We start from the raw sequence: 7225 nt of genomic DNA, 5'->3' as shown, positions 1-7225 counted from the left end.
AGAAGCCTACACACAAAATCTACCGCACAACCAATTGGCCCGCATATAACCGAGCACTCATTAATCGCGGAAATATTGCCCTTTGGTTTGATCCTGCTACGCAATGGTATGCTCCATCAAAAGGCAAACAAGGGCGAAATCAAACCTACTCCGACGCAGCCATCCAATGCTGCTTAATGATTAAATCCTTATTCCGTCTATCTTTACGTATGGTCACTGGCTTTGTGCAAAGTCTGATTAAACTTTGCGGATTAAATTGGACCGCACCAGATTACAGTACGCTTTGTAGAAGACAAAAGCATATTGATATTGCAATCAGCTACCAAAAAAGTAGCGATGGGCTGCATCTACTCGTAGACTCTACAGGGATGAAGTTTCTAGGTGAGGGCGAATGGAAACGCAAGAAACATGGAGCTGAATATCGTCGCCAATGGCGTAAACTACATATTGGTATAGATGCCAAAACCCTACAAATACGCGCTATTCAGCTCACAACCAATAATGTCTGTGATTCACAGGTGCTTGGTGATTTACTTAATCAGATTCCACAAGATGAGCAGATTGACTCTGTTTATACCGATGGAGCTTATGACACCAAGCAATGCCGTCAGGTCATTGCAGATCGGCAAGCACATGCGGTGATTCCACCTAGAAAAAATGCGAAACCATGGAAAGATACAAAGAGTAGCTCGCTAGAGCGAAATGAATTACTTCGAACAATTAAACGTTTAGGTAGGACACTATGGAAAAAATGGTCAGGCTATCATCGCCGAAGTTTGGTTGAGACTAAAATGCACTGCATCAAATTATTAAGAGATAAACTCAGTGCAAGGAGCTTTGATAGCCAAGTCAATGAGGTTCATGCACGTGTAGCAGTCCTCAACAGATTTACGGAATTAGGTCGACCACTTACCCAAGTTACGCCTTAAATTTGGCTCAATTAGGGGCGCTTTGCCTTTCAAATCTTTGTGCAACAAAGCCGTACACTGATTAAAGAAATACGAGAAATAATCTTAGAATCCAATACATGCCAAACAAAGGATTTTCCTAAAAAAATCTTTTTGGCTAGAAAAGAGACTGCTGCTAGAGGCTATAACCAAGAAGAAATTTTAATATATTTCAAAAATTTAAACTTCACACCTCTTTATTTGGAGGATTATGATTTTAATGAACAGGTTGCTATCTTTAATAATGCAGAGTTTATCGTTGGTCCGAGTGGGGCGGCATGGTCGAATATCATTTTCTGTTCTTCTGGCTGTAAAGCAATTAGCTGGTTACCCAACCATCTAGCAAAATTTTCTATTTTCTCTACCTTAGCCACATTGAATGATTGTGATCTTAAATTCATTACCACTTCATCAGACAATCCGAATGATATTCATAGTTCCTATTATTTGGATCTTGAAGAAATCAAAAAACTTTATAAAAATTTTGACTGCTGAGCCTAGATCATTATCTAGGCATGCCTGACCATCCTTGAAAGGATCTTGAGAGACATATAGGCTTAGCCTATTGCTTGTTAAATATTAAAAATTTAACTTAACCAGCTGATCAGCTAAGTCGATAAGCTGGTTGTCTCATGAGTATCACATACTTAAGAACTGTTATGGCTAAGCAGTGTATTAAAGTTATTTATATGTTACCCGACGCGCCAAAAAGAACATTTTTAACTGTGCGACAATTCGCGTCAACTCAACCAATACTTTTTGTAAGCCACTGGCTTTATTTGCGTGCATTCTTTTCTTTCTTTCTGAGGTCAACTGGCTTTTGAACTGAATACTGGTCGAACGATAATGCAAGATCGTGTCTTGAATACATAACGCTGGTTGCATTTGATACATCATAAAATTATGATTTTTAACAGCATATTCAAACATAAAATTATCTAATGGTATAATATAATCCATTTTCTTAATTTCATTTAATAGAAATTCTGCCCCTTTCCGTGAAAGGATATAACCTGCTGTACCCAAGTTCTTGCCGGTTAATTTATAGATCTCGCGACCTTCCTGAGGGAAATCCTTATATTTAGGTCCAAGTATCACTTTAGGGGTAAAAGCTTCTAATTTGACTAAATGCCAATCTTTTTCAATCCAATCTGATTGATTTAAAAAGACATTTGCATTTTCACCGAGATGAATATCGTCTTCGAAGATCGCCATATAAGCAATATTATCTTCAACAATTTTTTTCCATAAGTGGACATGACTCATGAAACAGGCCAGCTCTCCCCGAGCAATATGATTTTCATGCACGTTGAGTTTCATTAATTGCGCATCTGAAGCTGCAATATCAGGTGTCACAGCATCGAAAAAGCTAAATTCGATGCCCTGTTTCTCAAATTGAGCTGAAATATGTTTACGACGCTCGATTGCGCTTGAGAGACTTACAACAAACTTTTTCATATCGGAATAGTAATAATTCATACAAATTAGGCCACATGCCTGTAGGCGCTAAGAATACTTGTTTTTGATTATGTTGTACATTATTTCAGATAAGTATAAATCGAGATCAGATAAAATCTTTTAAATATAGGATAAAAAATAATATTTAATTTAGAAATCTGATTTTTCTGCAAAGGCATACTCAACAATGCAATTAAATTCAAACACTTAAAAACATTAATTTTCACTCTCTCATACTAAGATTACTCAACCTATGTTTTTTTAAACAAAATACTGATCAAAATTAAACGCTCTATTTTAAACACTCATCCCCTGCTAAAGGGATTAGTAAAAACTCCAATGCCAAGAACTATGTTTCTTATCGTCACCTAAACTCAGTTGGCAAGAAAGCCGCTTAAACAATGAAAATGTCCACACAAAATATTGCACTTTAAGGTAGGGGAAAAAACTGATTTTAAGTTGTTTCGCTGGTTTTCTTTTTACTTTGATAGGTCGAAGTATATGTAAAATCAAGGTCTGTAAAGGTGTTCTCCAAGCGATGTTCTTTAACGCATTCAAGGTCACCTTGGGTTGTTTAAAAAAGTCCAGGCATGAAGTTTGCATCGAGAATAAAGGCATACTACGATCATGTGATGCATCGATCGACAGCCAATTTGATCTTGGTCATTTGTTTGATGTCATGACTGTTAGGATGATCACAAAAGATATTTATCCAACGGATAAGTTCCTGTCTTTCTATATAAACAGGTGTTTGACCAAAAATAGCTTTAAGATCGGCATAGAAAATTTCAGCCCCATTTGCAATTTGGGTATAATTTTCTTTAATTACATACTCATCTGTACCTGAGTCAGCTTTTCTCCTGTTTATCAGGATTTTTCTTTCAGACGCTCAACCCTGCTTCTCTTCATGCAAAAGAAACCCCTTCAGACATTGGTCAATTTCAATGTGTAAGAAATCACGAGGAGAGATATGGACGTAATAACAAAGTATCAAATATATCAAAAGAAACAATTTCAGCACTGGCAATCTTTTTTTGTTTTTTCAATAAATGTATTTGTTATCACTGCATTGCCTGAAATAAACACGTTATAAATCCATCACGACCTGAGAAATTTTTCAAAAATCGTCACTCTTTTTAGACTATAATTATGAATACAGCCTTAAAGATGGAAGCTAGGAATGTCTAACTCCACAATTAAAATTTTTGTCGGTTGCGATCCCAATAACTGTGATCTAGAACAAATGATGGTACTGGACTATAGTGTCCGCAAGCATACCAAACATCCCGTTGAAATCATATGGATGCAGCTCAGCCACGACCCAAACAGTCCATGGTATACCAATCAACAGACGGGTGAAGGCTGGCACACTGAGCATTGGGCGACCCCTTTTTCAGGGTTTAGATGGGCAATTCCAGAGTCATGTAATTTTCAGGGCCGTGCCATTTATATGGATGCGGATGTGGTGGTGTTATGTGATATTGCAGAGTTATGGGCACATCCCAAGCAAGATGATGCCCTGGTGATTGCCAAAGGTGGCAAAAACTCGGCCCGACTGTGCACCTGTGTATGGGATTGCGAAAAGGCGAAAGCCTACTTACCGCCATTAAAAGACATACAGGCAGATCCGGAAAGCCACAAAAAACTGATGCGCTTATTAAAAGATAAGCCAAAACTGGTTCAGCCTTATCAAGATTCATACAATAATATTGATGGCGAAGAATTAGCGATTGATCAGATCAAAATTCTACATTATTCAGATATGGGCACTCAGTTCAGCCATAAATATTCTTTACCGCGCTTAGAAGCTGCAGGTCAAAAACACTGGTTTGACGGTAAAATCATGCCTCATCCAAGAAGTGACCTGACGCAACTCTTTGACCAGTATTATGAAGAAGCATTAGCAGCAGGCTATCGTCCGGAAAATTACCAGATTGAACCTTTTGGTGACTTTTCTAAAGCCACTCAAATTCATTATCGTGGAAACAAAGTGACCCGCCCTGAAGATAAAAACTGGTTCGCCCGTTCTCTGCATAATTTAAAAGCCAAGTTTAAAAAGAAAAGTTTTTCTTTAGATGACTAATATACATGGAACTGGACTGTCTCCTGCGAGCATCTGGTTCCATTGTTATTGACGATATTTTATAAATGGTCCGTTTAAATGGTTCACTTCTTCTCAGGTTCAATTTCCAGAAGTATTTATAAATTAATTTATAAAATTTTCTTTCCTAAAGCAGCAAAACATAACCGTCGTTACTGGCCGCTTTATACTGTAACAAGAGACCAGCACTATCGCATTGAACGGATTTATTATAAAAAACAACTGGTTTCTAATAATCTTGCCCCACAACAGATAAACCACAAGAAATGTATGCTGGTGGCGGCTGGTCCTTCTATTCAGCAACTCGATCCCGAAATTCTGCATCGCCCAGACATAGACTATATTGGGGTCAACGGCGCTATCGCATTTGAGTCGATCACATTTTCCAGCTACATCATTATTGACCATAACTTTGTTGACTGTCGCTTTGATTTGGTTCGCAAAGTCCTGAATACAGACTGCACCTTTTTCACCACACCCCGTTGTCTAGATATGATTCTCAGACAAGTTCGGATAGAAGAGATCCGCTGTCAGATCAAGATCATTGAAACCATTACAGATAATGTCATTGAATTTTTTTTAGATCGTGCCAAACATTTTGATCAAAATGAACAGGACTTTTTTATCCAGAAGGGTTTTGGCTTTTCACAAGATATCTTCAAGGGAACTTTCGACTATTTTACGGTCGCGTATGTGGCTCTTCAGGTGATCTATACCCTAAGTTATAAAGAAATTTATATTGCGGGTCTGGATATGAACAATTTCACACAACCCCGTTTCTATGAAAATCATGAGCATCAACAACCGACGACTTTAAATCGTCATGTCAATGAAGTATTCCAAGCCTTTGATGTCGCTGCAGCACTATTTCATCAAAAAGGAATTCATGTGTTTAATCTATCTCAAAGCAGTGCAGTTCAAGCCTTTGAGAAGATTGATCCGAAAACATTGCTTTAGCCCTTAACCGCCTCTGATTTAGATATCGAGTAATGAATCTTCCAGATACATCCCTTTTTCATAATAATGGCTCAGGGTTTTTCTCTCCTTGCCTGCGAGCTTGATCAGCTTTGGCATTTCAGCAGGCGGGTGATGAATTGCCATATCAATCAGTACTTTCTCTTTGACCCATTGGTGTTTCACCTGAAAATACAGTGCATTTTTATCGCAGTTAATGAGGCACATACTAGGCAAATGCTGACGCATTACCTTCTGACAGGCCACATACGCCACCAGATACTCTAGACGACCAATATGCTGAAACAAGTCCTGATAATTGGGTTCAGTTTCTTTCAATTTTTGCAGATAAGCTTTTGGGCTTAATTCAATCGCAGTCACCAGCTCATCAAACCAGTACTTGAAAAATGGATTTTTTGCTGCACTTGCCAATAACCAGTTTTCTAAAACAGGAAAGGTTTTGATGGTGGTATTCTTGGCCCGATAATAAGCAAAGCTATGGGTCTGAGTCTTTTTGACCAATGCCTGAATCCAGTCCAGATTCTCGTACACAATAGTACTGGCATCTAACCAGATTCCGCCATATTGATAAATCAGTTCAAAACGGAGCAGATCGGCCTTTTGTTGCGGTGTTGCCTTAGGGAAGCGACCAAAATCAATATCACAGAAGTTTTCGACGGTATCTGGCGTAAGAAAATGGACTTCATAATCCGGATTGGTCTTTTTGACCTGTTCCACACATTTTTCCACAAATCCGGCCAGTGCACCTTCCCAATACATCCAGATTTTCTTGGGGATGACCGCATCAGGAGTGGTCGGATTAAGGACGATCAAGTCTGCTTCATTGTCGATGGCTGGATTCACCCCTCTCTTCTGGTTCGAATACAAGGTATAGAACTTCAAGAGATAGAATATTTTTTTAAATATTTTCATACAGGTTACTCAGCCATATCTTCAAATCACCTCAGCTTTTTACTCAGGTGATTTGACCGGACAATATTAATTAAAAATAAAGATGCTTGAATGCGTAAAAGCGATCACGCCACATACGTTTCTGTTTTTTTAAGCCATGCGAGGCATCACGCTTTTCCAGATCCTTACGCTGAATGCCCTGTGTTGCAACCGTGCCCAGAATATCACTATCCAGACCCGCAGGTTTCACGAACGGCTGCCAGACCCCAAGTCCTTTGCCATTTTTACTGAGCCAACCCTGAAAGAAGATATCGACAGGCACATGAATCTCTTTGCCAAGTTTGACAAACTCCTCAGCACCTTTTCTCGACCAGACCAGCCCCACACCCCGGATCGGGAAATAGTAGGCATGCCATAAGTTATATTGCTCGATCTGTACGATATCTTTGGCAAGCTTCTTCTTTTTCGCCGCCAGATTCACCACATACCAGTCCAACTCTTTATGTTGATCCAGATAGTTCAGCAGTGATTGCAGATTATTTTTAAAGTTCGGTAGAACCTGAATATCATCTTCCAGCACCACCAGATAATCGGCATCTGTCTGAAGGAATTTTTCCACACAACCATAATGGCTCAGATAACACCCAAGCTCGGAGTTGATCAGGCTACGTCCTAAAATGCGTTGTGCCTCGGCATCATCATATTGTTTAAACTCAGACAGCGCTTTGCCACGGCCATCGTAGGCAGAAAAACGAATAAATGGCCAATCTTGTTGCTGCAACTGTGCGGTTGCACTCGCCAGACGTTGATCACTACCATCCAGGTTAATCAGATAAGTTACAACTTTCATTCT

General features: G+C 39.1%; 7 protein-coding genes. 4 read left to right on the top strand and 3 right to left on the bottom strand.

What is annotated here, in order from left to right:
* On the top strand, nucleotides 1–929 hold a 929-nt coding region (locus tag ACINWC323_RS06905; RefSeq protein ID WP_009509646.1), incomplete at its 5' end, for an IS5 family transposase.
* A 39-nt stretch (nucleotides 930–968) separates the two neighbouring features.
* Nucleotides 969–1442: a glycosyltransferase family 61 protein gene (locus ACINWC323_RS0119205; protein WP_249364867.1), complete on the top strand. Its 474-nt coding sequence runs from the start codon at nucleotides 969–971 to the stop codon at nucleotides 1440–1442.
* Nucleotides 1443–1628: 186 nt separating this feature from the next.
* Here the strand turns inward: ACINWC323_RS0119205 and ACINWC323_RS06910 are convergent, their stop codons facing one another.
* Complete coding sequence (locus ACINWC323_RS06910) at nucleotides 1629–2426, bottom strand: glycosyltransferase family 25 protein (RefSeq protein WP_009513110.1); 798 nt, start codon at nucleotides 2424–2426, stop codon at nucleotides 1629–1631.
* A gap of 1159 nt (nucleotides 2427–3585) precedes the next feature.
* Between ACINWC323_RS06910 and ACINWC323_RS06915 the strand changes: the two genes are divergently transcribed.
* Together ACINWC323_RS06915 and ACINWC323_RS06920 are read left to right on the top strand one after the other, a co-directional pair.
* Entirely contained in the window at nucleotides 3586–4488 is a 903-nt protein-coding gene (locus ACINWC323_RS06915; RefSeq protein ID WP_009513068.1) for a hypothetical protein, read from the top strand.
* 78 nt (nucleotides 4489–4566) lie between these two features.
* Nucleotides 4567–5463 (top strand): WaaZ-like lipopolysaccharide core biosynthesis protein, encoded by an 897-nt coding sequence (locus tag ACINWC323_RS06920; RefSeq protein WP_009513182.1) that lies wholly within the window; start codon nucleotides 4567–4569, stop codon nucleotides 5461–5463.
* An 18-nt stretch (nucleotides 5464–5481) separates the two neighbouring features.
* On the opposite strand, the gene ACINWC323_RS06925 is transcribed toward ACINWC323_RS06920, so the two are convergent.
* Complete coding sequence (locus ACINWC323_RS06925; RefSeq protein WP_032881584.1) at nucleotides 5482–6393, bottom strand: glycosyltransferase family 32 protein; 912 nt, start codon at nucleotides 6391–6393, stop codon at nucleotides 5482–5484.
* A 70-nt stretch (nucleotides 6394–6463) separates the two neighbouring features.
* On the bottom strand, nucleotides 6464–7222 hold the full coding sequence (locus tag ACINWC323_RS06930) for a glycosyltransferase family 25 protein (RefSeq protein WP_005289053.1): 759 nt from the start codon (nucleotides 7220–7222) through the stop codon (nucleotides 6464–6466).
* Nucleotides 7223–7225 lie beyond the last annotated feature (3 nt).

Source organism: Acinetobacter sp. WC-323, assembly GCF_000314615.1.
GTDB lineage: Bacteria > Pseudomonadota > Gammaproteobacteria > Pseudomonadales > Moraxellaceae > Acinetobacter > Acinetobacter courvalinii.
Note: the sequence above shows the minus strand (reverse complement) of the source record. Positions and strands in the feature narration are given on the sequence as shown.